The organism is Streptomyces sp. A0642, from assembly GCF_004795105.1.
Lineage (GTDB): Bacteria > Actinomycetota > Actinomycetes > Streptomycetales > Streptomycetaceae > Streptomyces.
Map to the genome: position 1 here is coordinate 17,045 of NZ_SSBL01000022.1, position 16,586 is coordinate 33,630.

The window sequence follows — 16,586 nt, forward strand, 5'->3', positions numbered from 1 at the left end:
GCGGCCGCCGGCGTTCAGTACGCCTCGGTGAACAGGCGTGAGGCCTTGAGGTCCGTGGCGCGGTAGTTGTCCTTGCCGGACTCGATGATCCTCGCGACGTGCTCCAGTCGGCCCTTCATGTCGTCGGCCTTGCCCCGGTACTTGCGCTGGAGCACCACGTACGCGGTGTGCGCCTCGCCGTCCCAGGTGTCCGTGACCACCTTGAGCGCGCCGTCCATCTCCTCCAGGTCGCGGCAGATGTTCTGCGAAACGGCGCGGATGCGGTTCGCCATCTCCTGGACGCTCTCGTACCTGACCTTGGTGTGCGGGTCGTGCCCCATCCGGTTTCTCCTCTGACTCGGCTGCGGGGGGGAGGGAATCGAGGCGGTTCAGACGCCGTCGAGCCCCGAGGCGGGTGTCCTGACCACGTGGAAGGCCGCGCGGACCTCCTCGTCGTTGGCGTTGCTGAGGTTTCTTGTGCTGCCCACGGCGTGGAGCAGCACGTTCAGCAGCCGTCGGATCTCGTCGTGGTCCTCGTTGATCACGAGCTGCGCGGACGTGAATCCCGAGGCGCCGGCTCCGGTCCACCCCGCTCCGGCCGTCGCGAGGATGTCGGCCAGTTCCCTGGACTGCGTGGAGACCGCCTCGGCGGTTTTGACGATCTTGTTCCTGGCCTGGATGACCGGATCGTCGGCAAGTCCGAAACCGCCCGCGGGGTTGGTCATGCGGAGGTCCTCTCTCGGTTCGCTGAGGGGTGCGGGCAGGGATGGTCGCACCGGTTGCGGCCACGTCGCTCCGGCCGGTTCCTGATTGCCCGTCACCCGTTGAAGTCCTTGATCACCCTAGCCACTTCACCGCGTCGCGCTGGTCCGCCCGAGCGTCGTGGAACCGCTTCGGCGGGTCACCGACGGTGCGGAACGCGGCGCCTGCGGAGGTCGCGCGCCACGGTCGCGGCGCCGGCCACCACACCGACGAGCACGGCCGCCGCGGCGAGTGCGTAGGCCGCGTAGCGCTTGCTCCGTTGCTGCGGGGTCTCCCCCGTCGACAGGTCCGCGGGCTCGGGGGCCCGGGCGGCGGCGGGCGGTGCGTCCGAGCGAGGGGCGTCCTGCGGGGTGTCGTCCCCGGACAGGGCGCGGACCGGATCGACTACACCCCATCCGACGAACGGGTCACGCCCGTTGACGGAGCGTTCTGCCGTCTGTTCGACGCGGGCGATGATCTGCGCCGCCGTCCAGTCCGGGTACTTGGCGCGCATCAGCGCGACGACCCCGGAGACGTACGGCGCGGAGAAGCTGGTGCCGTTGTCGGTGCACTGGCCGTTGCCCGGGACGGTGGAGACGATGTCGACCCCGGGTGCGGCCACGCCCACGAAATCTCCTGCCTGGGAGAAGGGGGCGCGTTCGTTGTTGCGGTCGGAAGCGCCGACGGCGAGGACGCCGTCGAAGGCGGCGGGGTAGGTGCTCCGGCGTCTGCCGTCCCGGCCGTCGTTGCCCGCGGAGGCGACGACCACGATGTCCTCGGCGACCGCGCGTGCCACCGCCCGGCCCAGCACGGAGTCGTCGGCCAGCGGCCTGGTGGTGTCCTGGGAGATGTTGACGACCTGGGCGCCCTCGGCGATCGCGTGGTCGATCGCGGCCGCCATCGTGCTGCCCTCGCCGTTGTGCCGCCCGTCGTTCTGGCGGATCGGGATGACGGTGGCCTCGGGGGCCAGGCCGACGAACCCGGTGCCGGTGCGCGGGCGGGCGGCGATGATGCCGGCGACCTTGGTGCCGTGGCCGACCTCGTCCACGGTCCCGTCGCTGCCGCCGCCGTCGGTGTAGTCGATGCCCGCGGAGGCGTCCACCGCGCCCCTGAGCTGAGGGTTGGTGTCGTCCACCCCCGTGTCGATGACGGCGACGCGGATCCCCTTGCCCCGTGTGTCCTGCCACAGTTCGTCGAGGAGCACCCGCTGGAGCGGCCACGGGCGGCCCTCGAACTGCTCCTTCATCGGGAAGTCGCACGCGCCGACGCCGTCCGGGCGCAGGCCGTCCGAACCTGGAACGGCGTACGCGGCCTGCGGCCCCGCGAGGACGCCCAGTGCCGACGCCGCCACCAGGAGGACCTTTGTCCGGTACGGCATCGCGCTCTCTCCCCCGCGTGTGTCCAGTGGTGTCCGCCTGGCTGGTGATCGGCCGGCTGGTGTGCCCCGCGGCCCTGTCCGGCCGTTCTCAGGAACCCTGAGGCCGGCGAGCGCCGTCGGTGTCGAGCCGGGGGCCCTTGGCGAGGAACTCGGACCAGGCGATCGGGACGAGGACGGGTGTCGTCTTCTCGTAGCCGAGCCTGATCTGCGCCGGGCCGGGACGGGGCCGCCTCTCCGGGCCGTCCCCCGCCTCGCCGGTGCCGGTGCGGGTCCCTTCGGCGTCACTGTCACCGTTAGCCGGGACCGCGTACCGCAGCCCGGTGTCGGTCACCAGGAAGAGTGATCCGTCGCGGCTGGTCTGGCCTTCCCTCACCTGGGTGTAGAGCAGACCGCTGCCCGGGGTGACGTACGTGCTCGTGCCGCCGGCGCCTACGGAGGCGGGGTATCCGGTGCCGGCCCAGGTGCTCAGGGTGGTCCGGCCCCTGCCGTCCGTGCGGCGCAGCACGTTGCAGACGGTGTCGCGGCCGGTGGCGCCCGCGTCGGTGGCGTTGACGCGGACCGCTCGGTGCGCGGGCCAGTGCGCGGCCTGGCCCGCGAAGGGCCCGGCGGCGGGGACGAAGTCCTGGAGGCCGGCGGGACGCGCCTGCCCGGCCAGGTCGAGGCGTGCCGTCTGCGGGGAGTTGATGAGCAGCCAGGCGGTGAACTCGGAGACCTTCCGGACCTCGCCGTCCAGGACGACGTAGTGGGCGGTGCCCCCTCCGTCCCTGGTGCGCAGCACGGTGCCCACGCGGTTCTCGCGCGCGGACAGGTGGCCCTCGATGTGCGCCGGGGCCCCGACACCGCCGGGGACCCTCGGGAAGGCGATCGGGCTGCCGTCGTGCAGGGTGGCCAGCCAGTCGTCGGTGACGGATTGCGGCTGCGCGCTGCCGACCAGGGCGGCGGTGAGGTGGCCGAGGTCCGCGGCGCTCTCGTCGATGCGGTACTTGGTGCCCCGTGCGTCCACGAGATAGCGGGTGCGGTCCTGTCCCCTGACGTACAGGACCTGGCCGCCGGTGAGCCGGCCTGCTCCCTCGGTCAGCCGGTCGTCGCGCGCGGCGAGGACGAAGGCTGCCTTCTGCACGGTGTTCCCCCGGCCGCCGGGCTGGACGCACACGGCCCAGCGCTTGGCGGTGCCCGCGTCCTCCCCCTCCGGCAGCCGGTCGGGGGCGTACGGAATCCCGAGGACCGGCCCGCGCGGGGGCTTCCCCGCGTCGAGGATCTCGTCGGCGACCTGGATGACGCCGTAGTTCTGCGGGTTCAGCAGCAGCCGGGCCGAGGCGAGGTTCAGCACGGGGTGCAGCTGCGTCCTGCGGTCGGCGCCCTTGCCGGTGGTGAGCACGACGTAGCGGGTGGTCGACGTCTTGCCGACGATCACCTTGGCGCCGGGGCTGTCCCAGTCCTCGGGGGCGGCCGGCCGGAACATGCCGTAGGCGCCGAAGCCCGCGAGGATCAGGGCGCCGGCCACGAGCCCCGGGAGAACGGCGCGCAGGGGGCGCGGGGCGCCTTCGTCGGAGCCGGTGGGCGAGGGCTGAAGGAACGCCGCCACCATGCGCCGCTTGGCGAAGGTGTACGCGTTGAGGTCGTCGCGCCGCGATGCCATGAGCCCGTCCGTCTCCCGTGTCCGACCGCACGGCACCGGGAGCGGCCGCGGCCGGCGTCCCGTACCGGACCCCCGATGCCGGACCGGCTCCCTACTATGCCTGTAGATCCAGCGGTGTTGTGGGCCGGGTAGGGTGATCCACCCCGCCGGAGACCTCGGTGGGACGGGCCCGGCGCGGGTCGCGCCGGGAGGCGCACCGGGCCGGATGAACGGGGGGATGCCGCGATGACGGCTTCCGCGACGCGGACGGCTCCGGCCCCGGACACCCGGCCTCCCGAAGCGCCCCGGGCCGGTGCGCCCGGTCCGCCGGCCGGCGGCGGCGGGCGCCTCGCGCGGTGGGGCGGGCGGACGGGATCGTTCGGGCCGTTGCGGCTGCACCAGCTCGTCCTGCTGGAGATCGCGGGGGCGCTGCTGCTCTGCGCGTGGGTCGTCGACCCGCTGCTGCTGGCGCCCGCTTCGGCGCCGGCCGCGTTGCTCGTGGTGTTCGCCGTCGTGCGGCGGCGCCGGCGGTCCCTCCCCGCGCTGCTGCACTCCGTCCTCGCGCTGCGTGCCCGCAGGCGCAGGGCGGAGTCGTCACGACCGGCCCCCGGTACGGAACCGGGCATCGCGCCCGTCGTCGAGTGCGAACCGGCGCTGCGCACGTACGCGTTCGAGGGCCGCGACCGGCGTCCGGTCGGCATGGCCGGCGACGGTACGTATCTGACGGCCGTCCTCAGGATCGACGCGGAGGGCACGGCGCTGCGTCCGGACCGGTCCGCGAGGCCGCTCCCCCTGGCGCTCGTGGGGGACGCGCTCGACGTCGACGGCATCCTGCTGGAGTCGGCGCAGATCGTGCAGCACACCCAGCCGGCTCCCGCGCCGCGGCTGCCGGAACAGTCGCTCGTGACCCGGAACTACGCACCCCTGCAAGCCCAGGCGGGCACCCCGGCGGTCCGGATCACCTGGATCGCGCTGAAGCTGGCCCCGGAGCTCTGCCCGGAGGCCGTACGGGCGCGGGGCGGCGGCCTCACCGGTGCGCAGAAGTGCCTGGTGCGCGCGGCCGACCAGCTGGCCGGCCGGCTGAGCGGGGCGGGGCTGTCCGCGACGGTGCTCACGGAGCAGGAACTCTGCGCGGCGCTCGCCACGTCCGCCTGCGCGGATCCGTCGGTCACGGCGCGGGCGGGCCGGGACGGGGCCGGGGCCCGCCGCACCCGGGAGACCTCGCGCACCTGGCAGTGCGACGACCGGCTGCACACCACGTACTGGGTGCGCCGCTGGCCGGAGCTGGGCGGCGGGGCCCCGATGCCGCAGCTCGTCGCGCTGCTCACCTCGGTCCCGGCCCTGGCCACGACGTTCGCTCTCACCCTGGGACACGGGGACCGGCAGGAGATCACGGTCACCGGACACATCCGCGTCACCGGCCGCGACGACCGGGAACTCCTGGCCGCTCGGCACGAGTTGGAGCGCACGGCGCGCGGCGTGAAGACCTCGCTGGTGCGGCTGGACCACCAGCAGCTGCCCGGAGTGCTCGCCACCCTGCCCCTCGGAGGTACCCGCTGATGTCCGTACCCGTACCGGGCCGTGGCCGACGGGGGTTCGGGCTGACCGGCCCGCGCCGGCCCCGGCACACGGTCCGCCCCGGGCAACTGGCATCGCTGGCCCTGCCGGTCGGCGACGACGGCGTGGTGATCGGCGTGGACGGCGGGGGACGCCCCGCCGTGCTCGGCGTCATCCGGCCCACTCCGTACGACGTCACGCTGATCGGCGGGCTCTGGACGGCCCAGGTGCTCGCGCTGCGGATGGCGGCGACCGGTGCCCGGATCGTGGTCGAGACGGGCCGGCCCACGGCCTGGGAGGGGCTGGTGCGGGCCGCGGGCGGTGACGGCTGCGGCATCGCGCTGCACGAGGTGGGGCGGGTGCCACCGCAGGGCCCCTCGGCCGGAGCGCCGGTCGTCGTCGTGCGGGACTGCGGCATAAGGCCGCCGCGCGGCCGGCTGGCGTCCGCACCGTGGCAGTCGGTGGTGACCCTGCTGCCGTACCTGAGTCCGGTGGCGGCCGGCCTCATGGAGAAGTCCTCCCTGGTCGGCATCCAACGGGTCTCGCCCGACGAAGCCGCGCAGATCGGGCATCTCATGGGTCTGGGACCCGAAGAGACCCGAGCCCTGTCCACGCTGACGGACGGGGTCACCCTCTGGTGCACGCGGAGGGACCGGCAGTTCGTGATGATCCGGGCGACCGACGCGGAATCGGGACTGCTGGGCAGCGCCCGCCGGATGGACTGATGCCCTGCCCCGCCGTGTGCGAATTGGTCGAGTTTCCCTGCGCAGATGTGCGTGTTTGACCGCTTTACGCCTCATTCCCCGCCGTACTCAGCCCACTTGGGAGCAGTACGTGACGTACGGGACAGCGGCCGCGGTGCCGTACGGCCTGCCGTGGCGAGCCCGATGACGATTAGGGTGGGTCCGGGCGCGGCAGAGAACCTGCGGGCAGACAGTGCGCGTCCCAGGGGGAGAGCCGGGCGGTTCGCACCAGGCCCTGTCCGGGGGAACTCCGGGCGGGACCTGAGGGAACGGTCGCCCCCACCCACCACGGCACAAGGGCGCTCGACCACACCAGGAGGCAAAGTGAACGGCGATCGGGACGAGATGCGCGGGGGCTGGAACAAGCCCGTCGACGAGTCGTCCGACGCGGAGCCCGCCGAGATGACGGGTGAGTTCACCATCGACTACACCCCGCCCGCCTGGTACACGCAGAATGCGCCGGGCGACTCCTCGGGCGGCGCCGGTACGCACCTGGCACCGCCCCCGCCGCCCACCGGCGCCCCGGTGTCCGTGCCCGGGCTGCCGGCCGGGAGCGGATTCGAGCCCGACTGGACTCCGGCGCCGCCGGCACCGGTCCAGGGCGCGGCCGCCGAGCCTTCGGTGCCGGGCCGGGGCAGCGCTCCCGACCCCTTCGGGGGCGGCGACGTGGAGAGCGGCGCGACCATGCGGTTCTCGTCCGCCGCACTGAAGCGGGAGATCGCCGAGCGCGAGGCCGCGGCGGACGCCGACGCCGAGGGCACTGCAGAGACCCGTGCCGAGCCGGCGGACGACAGCACGGCGGCCGGTTCCGGACGCGAAGAGGCCGGCGCGGGTGCGGATGCGGATGCGGCGGCCACCGCGCAGGGCGGCTCCCAGGAGGGCGGGGAGGCCGGGGTGGATCCGGACTCCTCCTCGTCCTCGTCGTCCGCCTTCGCGCCGTCCGACGCCCTTCCCGTTCCCGCCGACGCCGTCCCCTCCGACGCGTCCCCCTCCTCCGTGCCGGGGGACGGGTCCCCTGAGGCCGACGGTGACGCGTCCGCAGCCGGCTCCGCGAGCCCCGACGCCTCCGACGACGGCGCGCCCGCCGACGAGCCCGCCGACGCCGTGCCCACGGACGCGGCACCCACGCACCCGGAACCCTCGGATGCCGTGCCCCCGGCCGCCCTCCCGGCTGCGGCCGCCCTCGACGAACCGTCGGCCGGCGCACCCCAGGACAAGGCGCCCGCCCCCTGGACCCCGGCGCCGGCCTCGGGCGGACTGCCGCCGCTGCCGCCGTCGTTCCAGCCCGCGGCGGCGCCGCAGCCCGCGGCACCGCAGCCCGCCTCCCACTGGCCTCCGTCGGCCCCGGTCGACGGAGGAGCGGGCGGCCACGGCTTCCCGCAGGCTCCCGCGGCCCAGACGCCGCAGAGCCCCCAGGCTCCCCCGTTCCCCCAGCAGCCGCAGCAGCCTGAGCCGGTTCAGCCGGCAGCCCCCGGGCCGCAGGGAGGTTACGGCTTCCCCCAGCAGCCGCAGCAGCCTGAGCCGGTTCAGCCGGCAGCCCCCGGGCCGCAGGGGGGCTACGGCTTCCCCCAGCAGCAGCCCCCGCAGGCCCTGCCGGGCGGAGCGCTTCCGGCACAGCTCCCGCCGTCGCCCGCACCCCAGTCGCCGCAGCCGCCGCAGGCCCACCAGTGGTCCGGCCAGCAGGGCGCGGCACTGCCCCCGTCGGCACCTCAGCCACCTCAGCTGCCCCAGGCCCCCGAGCAGCCGCAGCCCCAACCGTCGCAGCAGCCGCAGCAGCAGCCGCAGAGCGGTTACGGATTCCCCCAGGGCGTCCAGCCGCCGGCCCAGCCCACCCCGAATCTGCCCGCGCAGCAGCACGCGCAGCAGCCGTACCCGCAGCAACTCCCGCCCCAGGGAGCGCCGCAGGGAGCGCCGCAGGGCCCGCCCCCCGACCCCCGGGCCGGAAGCGCGTGGCCCATGCCGGTCACCCATGACCAGCGCGAGCGTTCGGTGCCGGGCGCGCCCCTCGGTTACACGGCCGCCGTGGAGCTCTCCTCGGACCGGCTCGTCCGGGGCAAGCAGAAGGCGAAGAGCAGCCGCACCCCCTCCGGCGCGTCACGCTTCAGGCTGGGCGGCAAGAAGGAGGAGATCGAGCGGCAGCGCAAGCTCGACCTGATCCGCACGCCGGTGCTCTCCTGCTACCGGATCGCGGTGATCAGCCTCAAGGGCGGCGTGGGCAAGACCACGACGACCACCGCTCTGGGAGCGACCCTGGCCACCGAACGGCAGGACAAGATCCTCGCCATCGACGCCAACCCCGACGCCGGCACGCTGGGCCGCCGGGTGCGCCGCGAGACCGGGGCCACCATCCGCGACCTGGTCCACGCGATCCCGCACCTCAACTCGTACATGGACATCCGGCGGTTCACCTCGCAGGCGCCCTCCGGCCTGGAGATCATCGCCAACGACGTGGACCCGGCGGTCTCGACCACGTTCAACGACGAGGACTACCGTCGCGCGATCGAGGTGCTGGGCAAGCAGTACCCGATCATCCTCACGGACTCCGGCACCGGACTCCTCTACAGCGCGATGCGCGGGGTGCTGGACCTCGCCGACCAGCTGATCATCATCTCCACCCCGTCGGTGGACGGTGCGTCAAGTGCCTCCACCACCCTGGACTGGCTGTCGGCGCACGGATACGCGGAACTGGTCCAGCGGTCCCTCACCGTCATCTCCGGGGTCCGCGAGACCGGAAAGATGATCAAGGTCGACGACATCGTCCAGCACTTCGAGACGCGCTGCCGCGGGGTGGTCGTCGTCCCGTTCGACGAGCACCTGTCGGCCGGCGCCGAGGTCGATCTCGACATGATGCGCCCGAAGACCCGGGACGCGTACTTCCACCTCTCCGCCCTCGTGGCCGAGGACTTCGCGCGCGCCCAGCAGCAGCAGGGGCTGTGGACGGCGAACGGCGGCAACCCGCCGCCGCAGTACGCCCCTCCGATGCCCGGTCAGCAGATGCCGGGCCAGCCGGCGCCCGGCCAGCAGCCGTACGCACCCCACCAGCCCCAGCAGCCGTTCCCGCAGCAGCAGCCGCCCTACGGCGGGCAGCCGCAGCAGCCCTACCCCCCGCAGCAGGCACCCGGCGCCGGGCAGAACTGGCAGCAGTCGCCGCCCTCGCAGGCACAGTCGTCGGCCGGTCAGGCCGGCCCGCCGCCACCGCAGCAGCACGGCGGACAGCCTGGTCAGCCGGGGCAGTCCGCGCATCCCGGACTCGAGGGCCCGGTGCCGCCGGCGGGGTGGCAGCAGCACCCTCCGCAGCCGCCGCCAGCGCCTCAGCAGTAAGGCGTCAGAGGTCTCGACCAATGAGGGTCCACATCGCTCCGGCGATGGGGACCCTCATTGCATTCCCGCAGACCACACGCCGTTTCGGTGACCGTTGACGCGGCTCGACCACCGCTGATAAACCTTCGCTTCACCAGCTGGCGAACCAGAGATCAACCCGCCTTCTCCGTGCGAGTCCTGACGCGAGGTCCCTGACCATGGTCGAAAGAGTCCCACCGCCCTCAGCCCAGCCACGCTCACGTCCGCGTGTCCTCCTGGCCTCCGGCGCCGCCGCCCTCGCTCTCGCAGCCGGGTCCGTCGTGCCCGGTGTGCCCTTCGGGCCTGCGCCCCAGCAGGCGCAGGCCGCCGACAGCGGCAACAAGACGCTGACCGTCGCGGTCGCACAGAGCGTCGACTCCCTGAGTCCGTTCCTCGCCCAGAAGCTGCTGAGCACCAGCGTCTCCCGGCTCATGTACGACTTCCTGACGAACTACGACCCGAAGGACAATCACGCCGTCCCCGGTCTCGCCACCAAGTGGGAGCCGTCAGCCGACAAGCTGACGTGGACGTACACCATTCGGCCCAATTCCACGTGGTCGGACGGTCAGCAGGCCACCGCGGAGGACGCGGCCTGGACGTTCAACAAGATCATGACCGACGAGGGCGCCGCCCAGGCGAACGGCAGCTTCGTCACCAACTTCAAGAAGGTGACGGCTCCGAGCCCGACGAAGCTGGTCATCGAGCTCAAGGAACCGCAGGCCACGATGGCCGCGCTCGATGTGCCGATCGTCCCCAAGCACGTCTGGGAGAAGGTCAAGGACTTCTCGAAGTTCAACAACGACACGGACTTCCCCGTCGTGGGCAACGGGCCCTTCGTGCTGAGCGACTACAAGGTCGACCAGTACGTGAAGCTCAAGGCCAACAAGGACTTCTGGCGCGGCAGTCCCAAGTTCGACGAGCTGGTCTTCAAGACGTACAAGGACCAGGACGCCGCGGTCGCGGCGCTCCGCAAGGGCGAGGTCTCCTTCGTCGCCGGCTCGCCCGCGCTGACGCCCGCCCAGGCCAACTCGCTCAAGGGCGAGGCGAACATCAAGGTCAACGAGGGGCCGGGCCGCCGCTTCTTCGCGCTGGCCACCAACCCGGGCGCGCAGACCAAGGACGGCAAGAAGTTCGGCAACGGCAACAAGGCACTGCTGGACCAGAAGGTCCGCCAGGCTCTGTTCCTGTCGATCGACCGCAAGACGATCATCGACAAGGTCTTCCAGGGCCACGCCGTCGAGGGCCAGGGGTACATCCCGCCGCGCTTCTCCGAGTACAGCTGGCAGCCGTCGGCGAGCCAGAGCCTCGCCTACGACCCCGCGAAGGCCGGCCGGCTGCTGGACCAGGCGGGTTACGCACTCAAGGGCGGCAAGCGCGTCGGCAAGGACGGCAAGGCGCTCGACCTGCGCATCCTGTGCCACGCCACGGACCCGAACGACAAGGCGATCGGCAAGTACCTCAAGGAGTGGTGGGGCAAGCTCGGCGTGGGCCTCAAGGTCGACTGCCTCGACGACGTCTCCGTGCCCTGGTACGCCGGTGAGTACGACCTCGCCTTCGACGGCTGGTCCGTCAACCCGGACCCGGACTTCGTCCTCGGCATCCACACCTGCGCGGCCCTGCCGGCCAAGGCCAAGGCGAGCGCGGCCACGGACAACTTCATCTGCGACAAGACGTACGACGGCCTGTACAAGAAGCAGCTCGCCGAGTACGACCCCGCCAAGCGGGCAGACCTCGTCGGCCAGATGCAGTCGTGGCTGTACGACTCCGGGTACATGAACGTCCTGGCGTACCCCAACGCCGTCGAGGCGTACCGCACCGACCAGATCAAGTCGATCACGACCATGCCCGAGGCGGCCGGCAACATCTACGGGCAGGACGGGTACTGGAGCTGGTGGTCGGCCGTTCCGGCCGGCAGCGGTGACGGGGACAGCGACAGCGGCTCCGGTTCGAGCTCCACGGGCATCGTCGTGGGCATCGTCGTCGCCGTGGTGGTCCTCGCCGGTGGCGGGTTCCTCCTCTCCAGGCGCCGCCGCACCACCGCGGACGAGCGCGAGTAGCACCGCGGACCGCGGCTGGTTCCCGCGGACGGGATGAGAGCGATCGGCCGACGGGCCCGGGCAGCACCGGGCGCGTCGGCCGTCCCTCCACACGCAACACGAGTAACGAGAGTTCCTATGACAGCTGACAGCACTCCGGCGCTCGTGAAACAGGCGGATGCGGACACGGACGGTCCGGCTACGGCCGCGCCTTCGGCCGCCCGCGGCCCACGGGCGCGCAACACCAAGGCCTATCTCACGTACGTGGCCGGCAAGATCGTCGGCGCGGCCGTCTCCCTCTTCGCCGTACTGGTCACCAGCTTCTTCCTCTTCCGGCTCATCCCCAGCGACCCGGTGAAGCAGATGACCGGCGGCCGCCGCGTCTCCGCCGAGCAACTCGAATCGCTGCGCCACCAGTTCGGCCTCGACCAGCCGATGTGGCAGCAGTTCACCGATTACGTGGGCGACGCCCTCACCGGCGACTTCGGCACCTCGTTCCAGTACCACGCCCCGGTCATCGACAAGATCACCGAAGCCCTCCCGGCGACGCTGCTCCTCACCGGAACGGCGTACGTCCTCTACAGCGCGCTGGGCATCTGGCTCGGCACCCGTACCGCCTGGCGCAACGGGTCGAAGAGCGACCGCTTCCACACCGCGCTCGCGCTCACGCTCTACTCCGTGCCCTCCTTCTGGCTCGGTCTGCTCCTGATCATCGTCTTCTCGGTGGGCGTGGGACCGATCCCGGGCATGTTCCCGACGGGCGGCCTGGAGTCGGGCAACGAGACGGGCTTCGCGTACGTGCTCGACGTCGCGCACCACATGGTGCTCCCCGTGATCACCCTGGTCGCGGTCGGCTACGCGCAGACGCTCCTCGTGATGCGCTCCTCGCTCCTGGACGAGATGGGCAGCGACTACCTGACGACGGCTCGCGCGAAGGGGCTGCGTGACGACACGGTCCGCCGCCGGCACGCCGTGCCCAACGCGATGCTGCCGACGTTCACGCTGATGTTCGTCAACCTCGGCCATGTGGTCGCGGGACAGATCCTGGTCGAGACGGTGTTCTCCTGGCCGGGTCTCGGCGGCCTCTTCTACCAAGGGCTGAGCGTCCCCGACCTTCCGCTCGTCCAGGCGCTGTTCTTCGTCTTCGCCACCGCGGTGATCCTGGCGAACACCCTGGCCGATCTGCTGTATCCGCTGCTCGATCCCCGGGTGGGCCGATGACGACCGAATCCATGCCCACGTCCACGCCGGGGGCCGAGGCCCCCGCGCCCGGGGAATCCGGGCCGGAGGCGGCCAAGAGCCCGGGCGCGCTGGCCCGGGCCCGCAAACGGCGTTCCATGGCCCGGTTCTGGCGGGAGTACCGCAGCCACCGGGGCGGTCTGTGGGGTCTGGCCGGACTCGCGCTGATCGCACTGATCGCGGTGTTCGCTCCCGCGCTGACCGGCTCGGACGCCCAGAGCGTGACCGAGGCGCCGGGCGGTGCGCTGGAGTCGCCGAGCGCGGAGTTCCCCCTCGGGACCGACCAGTTCGGCCGCAGCGTCCTCGCCCTGCTGATCTGGGGGGCGCGCGTCTCCCTCACCGTGGGGTTGCTCGCGGCGTTCCTCTGCGTGGCCATCGGTACGGTCGTCGGGATCGTCGCCGGACACTTCCGCGGCTGGTACGCGACGGTCCTGATGCGGGTCACCGACTGGTTCCTGGTCATGCCGACCCTGGTCCTGGCGATCGCGCTCGCCACCGTGATGGACCGCTCCCTGTGGACGGTCATCATCGCGATCGGCGTCACGACATGGCCGACGACGGCCCGGCTGGTGCGCGCGCAGACCCTCGCGGTGGAGTCCCGCCCCTACATCGAGCGCGCCCGCGCGCTGGGCGGCGGGCACGGGCACATCATGCTCCGGCACGTCCTGCCGAACGTGATGCCGCTCGTCCTCGCGCAGACCACGCTGGTGATCTCCAGCGCGATCCTGACGGAGGCCACGCTGGCCTTCCTCGGTCTGGGCGACCCGACCATCACCTCCTGGGGCGGCATGCTCCAGGACGCGCGCGAGGCCGGCGCGGTGAGCGCGGGCGACTGGTGGTACCTGGCGCCGCCCGGCATCGCCATCGCACTGGTGGCCCTGGCGTTCACGCTGTGCGGCCGTGCCATCGAGACCGTCCTCAATCCCAAGCTGGGGGTGACCCGTTGAGCACGACGCACATCCGCGAGACGCCTCTTCTCGAGGTACGCGACCTGACGGTGACGTACGCCGGCGGGGCGGAGGCCGTACGCGGGGTGAACCTGGAGGTCGAGGCGGGCAGGAAGCTGGGGATCGCCGGGGAGTCGGGGTGCGGGAAGTCCACGCTGGCCCTCGCCCTGCTGCGGCTGCTGCCCGCGGGCACGAAGGTCACCGGCGAGATCCTGCTGAACGGCGAGGACGTCCTCGCCATGAAGTGGGGCCAGGTCAGAGCCGTGCGCTGGGCGGGCGCCTCGATCGTCTTCCAGGGCGCGATGCACTCGCTGAACGCGGTGCACCGCATCGGCGACCAGATCGCCGAGCCGATCGTGCTGCACGCGAGGACGACGCAGGCCGCCGCGCGCAAACGCGCCGGGGAGCTGCTGGAGCAGGTGGGACTGCCCGCCGCCCGGGCGGACGCCTATCCGCACGAACTCTCCGGCGGGCAGCGGCAGCGCGTGATGATCGCGATGGCACTCGCCTGCGACCCTGGCCTGATCATCGCCGACGAGCCCACGACGGCCCTCGATGTGATGATCCAGGCCCAGATCCTGCGCCTGATCGAGCAGCTGGTCTCCGAGCAGGACCTCGGACTGATCATGATCAGCCATGACCTCGCGGTGCTCTCGGAGACCTGCGACCGGCTCGCGGTGATGTACGCGGGGCGGGTCGTGGAGCAGGGGCCCGCTTCCGAGGTCTACGAGCGGGCGCACCACCCCTACAGCAAGGCCCTTTCGGGCGCCTTCCCCCGGATCGGGGACCCGGCCTCGCGGTTCGCGCCCCGGGGGCTGCCGGGCGACCCGCCCGACCCGTCGGCGCTGCCGGCCGGCTGCACCTTCCATCCGCGCTGCCCGGTGGCCCTGGACTCCTGCGCCACGCAGGACCAGGTGCTGCGGGTGGCGGGGCCGGGACGGGAGGCCGCCTGCGTGCTGGCCGGGCCGGACGCCGCGGTCGCGCGGGGCGCCGAGGAAGCAAGGAGCACATCATGACCACCACCACGGACCTGCTCAGCGCGCGGGAGCTCCAGGTCACCTTCCCCGGCAGGCACGGAGCCGACCCGGCCCGCGCCGTGGACGGGGTCGACCTGGACATCAGGCCGGGCGAGATCGTCGCCCTGGTCGGCGAGTCGGGGTGCGGCAAGACGACGCTGGCGCGCTCGCTGCTGGGCCTCGTCCCACCGACGGCCGGGCAGGTCACCTTCGACGGCAAGCCGCTCGACTACGGCAGCCGAGCGCTGAAGGCGTACCGCAAGCGGGTCCAGCTGGTGCTTCAGGACCCCAGCGGCTCGCTCAACCCGCGGCACACGGTGTACGACGCGGTGGCCGAGGGCCTGCGGATCCACCGGTACCCGGGCGACGAGCGGAAGGCGGTGGCCGACGCGCTCTCCCGGGCGGGACTGCGGCCTCCGGAGCGGTTCTTCCTCCGCTACCCGCACGAGCTGTCGGGCGGTCAGCGTCAGCGGGTCGTGATCGCGGGCGCGCTGGTCCTGGAGCCGGAACTCATCGTGGCGGACGAGCCGGTGGCCTCGCTGGACGCCTCCGTCCGCGGGGAGATCCTCGCCCTGCTGCTGCGCCTGCGGGACGAACTGGGTCTGTCCGCGCTGGTGGTCACGCACGACCTCGGCCTCGCGTGGAACATCGCCGACCGGGTGGCCGTGATGTACCTCGGCCGGATCGTGGAGACGGGGGACGTGGAGCAGATCCTCACCGCCCCGCGGCATCCGTACACCCAGGCGTTGCTGTCGGTCCTTCCGGAGGCCGAGGGCGAGCCCGTGGTGCTGACGGGCGAGCCGCCGGACCCCTCCAAGGTGCCGTCCGGCTGCCGCTTCCATCTGCGCTGCCAGGTGCTCGCCTCGGGCGAGGCGGAGCGGGCGGGGGTGGCCGACGCCTGCCGTACGAAGGACCTGCCGGTGCTCGCGGGCGGCGGCGCGGCCCAGGTGGCGTGCCACTGGGCCGCGGCGACGGCGGCGGTGCGGACGTAGAAGGGCGGTGCCGGGGCGGAGGGGAAGCCCTCAGCCCCGGTCGTACGCGGAGATCAGCTCGCTGCACCGCTTCACATCGGCGGCCATCGCCACGAGCAGGTCGTCGATCGAGTCGAACTTCAGCATGCCGCGTACGTACGCGAGGAAGTCCACGGCGACGTGCAGGCCGTACAGCTCGAGGCCGACGCGGTCGATCGCGTACGCCTCCACCGTCCGCTCGGTGCCGTCGAACTGCGGGTTGGTGCCGACCGAGATCGCGGCCGGCATCGCCTCGCCGTTCACGTGCAGCCAGCCCGCGTACACGCCGTCGGCGGGGATCGCGGTGTGCGGCAGGGTCTCCACGTTCGCGGTGGGGAAGCCGAGTTCGCGGCCGCGCTGCGCGCCGCGGACGACGATGCCCTCGACGCGGTGCGGACGGCCGAGGATCTCCGCGGCGCCGGCCACGTCGCCTTCGGCGACCAGGCGTCGGGTGAGGGTCGAGGAGAACGGTTCGCCGCCGCCGGCCTCGCCGCGCACCCGCAGATCGATGACCTCGACGCGGTAGTCGTAGGTGTCGCCGAGTTCGGTGAGCAGCTGCACGTTGCCCGCGGCCTTGTGGCCGAACCGGAAGTTGGGTCCCTCGATGACCAGCTGGGCGTGCAGCTTGTCGACGAGCACCTTCACGATGAAGTCGGCCGGAGCGAGCTTCGAGAACTCGGTGGTGAACGGCAGGATCAGCACCGCGTCCACGCCGAGCTCGGCCATCAGTTCCGCGCGGCGGTGGTGCGGGGCGAGCAGCGGCGGATGGCTGCCGGGCCGGACGACCTCGCTGGGGTGCGGGTCGAAGGTCACGACGACCGAGGGGACCCCCAGCTCGCGGGCCCGCTCGACGGCCCGGCCGATGATCAGCTGGTGTCCGCGGTGCACCCCGTCGTAGGAGCCGATGGTGACGACGCTGCGTCCCCAGTCCTGGGGGATGTCCTCCAAGCCACGCCAGCGCTGCACTCTGACCGCTCCTCGCC

At 72.6% G+C, this 16,586-nt stretch carries 13 protein-coding genes; 8 read left to right on the plus strand and 5 right to left on the minus strand.

All coding sequences use genetic code 11. From position 1 onward, the window contains the following. Positions 1-14: 14 nt before the first annotated feature. The 4 genes from E6R60_RS28330 to eccB form a co-directional block, all read right to left on the minus strand. Positions 15-320: a WXG100 family type VII secretion target gene (locus E6R60_RS28330; RefSeq protein WP_136329534.1), complete on the minus strand. Its 306-nt coding sequence runs from the start codon at positions 318-320 to the stop codon at positions 15-17. Between the two features lie 48 nt (positions 321-368). Further along, complete coding sequence (locus E6R60_RS28335; RefSeq protein ID WP_136329535.1) at positions 369-704, minus strand: hypothetical protein; 336 nt, start codon at positions 702-704, stop codon at positions 369-371. Positions 705-880: 176 nt separating this feature from the next. Beyond that, positions 881-2,098: a type VII secretion-associated serine protease mycosin gene (mycP, locus tag E6R60_RS28340; protein ID WP_136329536.1), complete on the minus strand. Its 1,218-nt coding sequence runs from the start codon at positions 2,096-2,098 to the stop codon at positions 881-883. Positions 2,099-2,186: 88 nt separating this feature from the next. Further along, the gene (gene eccB, locus E6R60_RS28345; RefSeq protein WP_136329537.1) at positions 2,187-3,737 is read right to left on the minus strand and encodes a type VII secretion protein EccB; all 1,551 of its coding nucleotides are present in this window, start codon (positions 3,735-3,737) and stop codon (positions 2,187-2,189) included. Between the two features lie 225 nt (positions 3,738-3,962). Between eccB and eccE the strand changes: the two genes are divergently transcribed. The 8 genes from eccE to E6R60_RS28385 all read left to right on the plus strand — a co-directional run bounded on the left by eccE (position 3,963) and on the right by E6R60_RS28385 (position 15,585). After that, complete coding sequence (gene eccE / locus E6R60_RS28350) at positions 3,963-5,276, plus strand: type VII secretion protein EccE (protein WP_136329538.1); 1,314 nt, start codon at positions 3,963-3,965, stop codon at positions 5,274-5,276. Beyond that, positions 5,276-5,998 (plus strand): hypothetical protein, encoded by a 723-nt coding sequence (locus tag E6R60_RS28355; RefSeq protein WP_136329539.1) that lies wholly within the window; start codon positions 5,276-5,278, stop codon positions 5,996-5,998. The genes eccE and E6R60_RS28355 overlap by 1 nt, the downstream gene beginning before the upstream one ends. Before the next feature lie 342 nt (positions 5,999-6,340). After that, positions 6,341-9,337 (plus strand): SCO5717 family growth-regulating ATPase, encoded by a 2,997-nt coding sequence (locus E6R60_RS28360; RefSeq protein WP_136329540.1) that lies wholly within the window; start codon positions 6,341-6,343, stop codon positions 9,335-9,337. 197 nt (positions 9,338-9,534) lie between these two features. Next, on the plus strand, positions 9,535-11,412 hold the full coding sequence (locus tag E6R60_RS28365) for an ABC transporter substrate-binding protein (RefSeq protein WP_136329541.1): 1,878 nt from the start codon (positions 9,535-9,537) through the stop codon (positions 11,410-11,412). Positions 11,413-11,529: 117 nt separating this feature from the next. After that, positions 11,530-12,612: an ABC transporter permease gene (locus E6R60_RS28370; protein WP_136329542.1), complete on the plus strand. Its 1,083-nt coding sequence runs from the start codon at positions 11,530-11,532 to the stop codon at positions 12,610-12,612. 11 nt (positions 12,613-12,623) lie between these two features. Continuing rightward, positions 12,624-13,577 (plus strand): ABC transporter permease, encoded by a 954-nt coding sequence (locus E6R60_RS28375; protein WP_136329614.1) that lies wholly within the window; start codon positions 12,624-12,626, stop codon positions 13,575-13,577. Continuing rightward, on the plus strand, positions 13,574-14,593 hold the full coding sequence (locus E6R60_RS28380; protein ID WP_136329543.1) for an ABC transporter ATP-binding protein: 1,020 nt from the start codon (positions 13,574-13,576) through the stop codon (positions 14,591-14,593). Before E6R60_RS28375 ends, E6R60_RS28380 begins: the two co-directional genes overlap by 4 nt. Beyond that, positions 14,590-15,585: an ABC transporter ATP-binding protein gene (locus E6R60_RS28385; protein ID WP_136329544.1), complete on the plus strand. Its 996-nt coding sequence runs from the start codon at positions 14,590-14,592 to the stop codon at positions 15,583-15,585. Before E6R60_RS28380 ends, E6R60_RS28385 begins: the two co-directional genes overlap by 4 nt. Positions 15,586-15,615: 30 nt before the next feature. On the opposite strand, the gene E6R60_RS28390 is transcribed toward E6R60_RS28385, so the two are convergent. Then, entirely contained in the window at positions 15,616-16,569 is a 954-nt protein-coding gene (locus E6R60_RS28390; RefSeq protein WP_136329545.1) for a bifunctional riboflavin kinase/FAD synthetase, read from the minus strand. Between the last annotated feature and the right edge of the window lie 17 nt (positions 16,570-16,586).